At 48.7% G+C, this 1,488-nt stretch carries 1 protein-coding gene; it reads right to left on the reverse strand.

Features of this window, described 5'->3' with window-relative positions; all coding sequences use genetic code 11:
* Positions 1 to 261: 261 nt before the first annotated feature.
* A protein-coding gene (locus GJ688_RS19665) for an IS3 family transposase (RefSeq protein ID WP_155478158.1) occupies positions 262 to 1,421 on the reverse strand; the annotation gives its coding sequence in 2 pieces (ribosomal slippage) (positions 262 to 1,175 and positions 1,175 to 1,421; 1,161 coding nt in all).
* Between the last annotated feature and the right edge of the window lie 67 nt (positions 1,422 to 1,488).

Consider the following 1,488-nt stretch of genomic DNA (forward strand, 5'->3'; position numbering starts at 1 on the left):
CTGAGGTCTTCCCGATTTATTAGACACAACTAAGTGTGATATTCTCGTTCATTCATAGGGATGCTTCGATTATCGCTACATCCCAGTTATGCGGTCCGCCACCGCCGCCTATAGGGTCTCATACAGCTAGTCGTCCGTCAAGGACAAGGGCTAAAGCCCCGCCTTTGGCGGTCCTTGACAGCCGCCTATCCGTATGGAGAACGGCAATTAGGCGGTGGACGTTGGAGTCTGCGGTTTTGCCAAAATGGTTCATTTTGTTCGTTACGCTGCGGTTCGCTGATTTATGTACTGTTTCAGATAGGCTTCTGGTGTCATATAATCCAAGCTCTGATGTCTTCGTCTGCGATTATAGAATATTTCGATGTATTCAAATATCGCCTCGCGTACCTCATCGCGAGTCTTAAATCTCCTCAGGTGAATGAGTTCATTCTTCATGGTGCTGAAAAAGGTTTCTGCACAGGCATTGTCATAGCAGTTTCCTTTCCGGCTCATACTGGCTTTCATGTGATGTTGGCTCAACAGGGCTTGATATTCTTTGCTGCAATATTGGCTGCCGCGATCGGAGTGATGGATAAGGCCCGCAGTGGGTCGATGTCTTTGAATCGCACTCTTTAGTGCCTGAATCACTAATTCCCGTGTCATTGTACTCCCGATAGCCCAGCCCACAATGCCTTTATGAAACAGGTCTTTTACGGTAGCTACATAGGACCACCCTTCTTCGGTGGGGATATAGGTAATGTCGCTTACCCATACTTTATTCGGTGCGTCTACCTTGAAATTTTGATTCAGAAGGTTTTCGGCTACGGGAAGTTTATGATTTGAGTTCGTTGTCGCTTTATATTTCCGGAGCCGGATGGACCGGATACCATTTTCACGCATGAGCCGGTGTACACGCTTTCGGCTGCACGGTTGTTGTTCCCGTACATCCGCCAAGATCTTGTCCACTCCATATATGCCACTGCTGGCTTGATGGCTCTCTTTAATGGCTTCGACCAATTGCGCGTCTGTCTGTTTTCTTTGGCTGGGCTTACGGTTTTTCCAAGCGTAATAATTGCTCCGAGAGACCTCAAATAACTGGCACATCTTCTTCACCGGATGTTCGGAGCGGTGGTCCCGGATAAACCGGTACCTTACTTCCGGGGTTGCATTACGAAGAGTGCCGTGGCCTTTTTTAGGATGGTCACCGAGTCCTCCAGTTCGAGAATCCTCCGCTGGGCGGCTTTTAGTTCGGATTCGAGTTCGATGATCCGTGCCTGGTCCGGATGTTCCTTCACTTTTTCACCTTCCATCCAGCGGTAGATGGTCTGCTCACTTACACCCAGGTCCTTGGCTACACTGGTGACGCTTCGGCCTTTTTCCGTAATCATCCGTATTGTATCCGCTTTAAATTCTGCTGAGTATCGTTTACCCGTTTTCGCCATTTCCTTCGCCTCCACAAGAGTTATTTTATCTCACTCCTGTGTGTTCAACAAACCGGGTACGCCGCAC

Source organism: Heliobacterium mobile, from assembly GCF_009720735.1.
Taxonomy (GTDB): domain Bacteria; phylum Bacillota; class Desulfitobacteriia; order Heliobacteriales; family Heliobacteriaceae; genus Heliobacterium; species Heliobacterium mobile.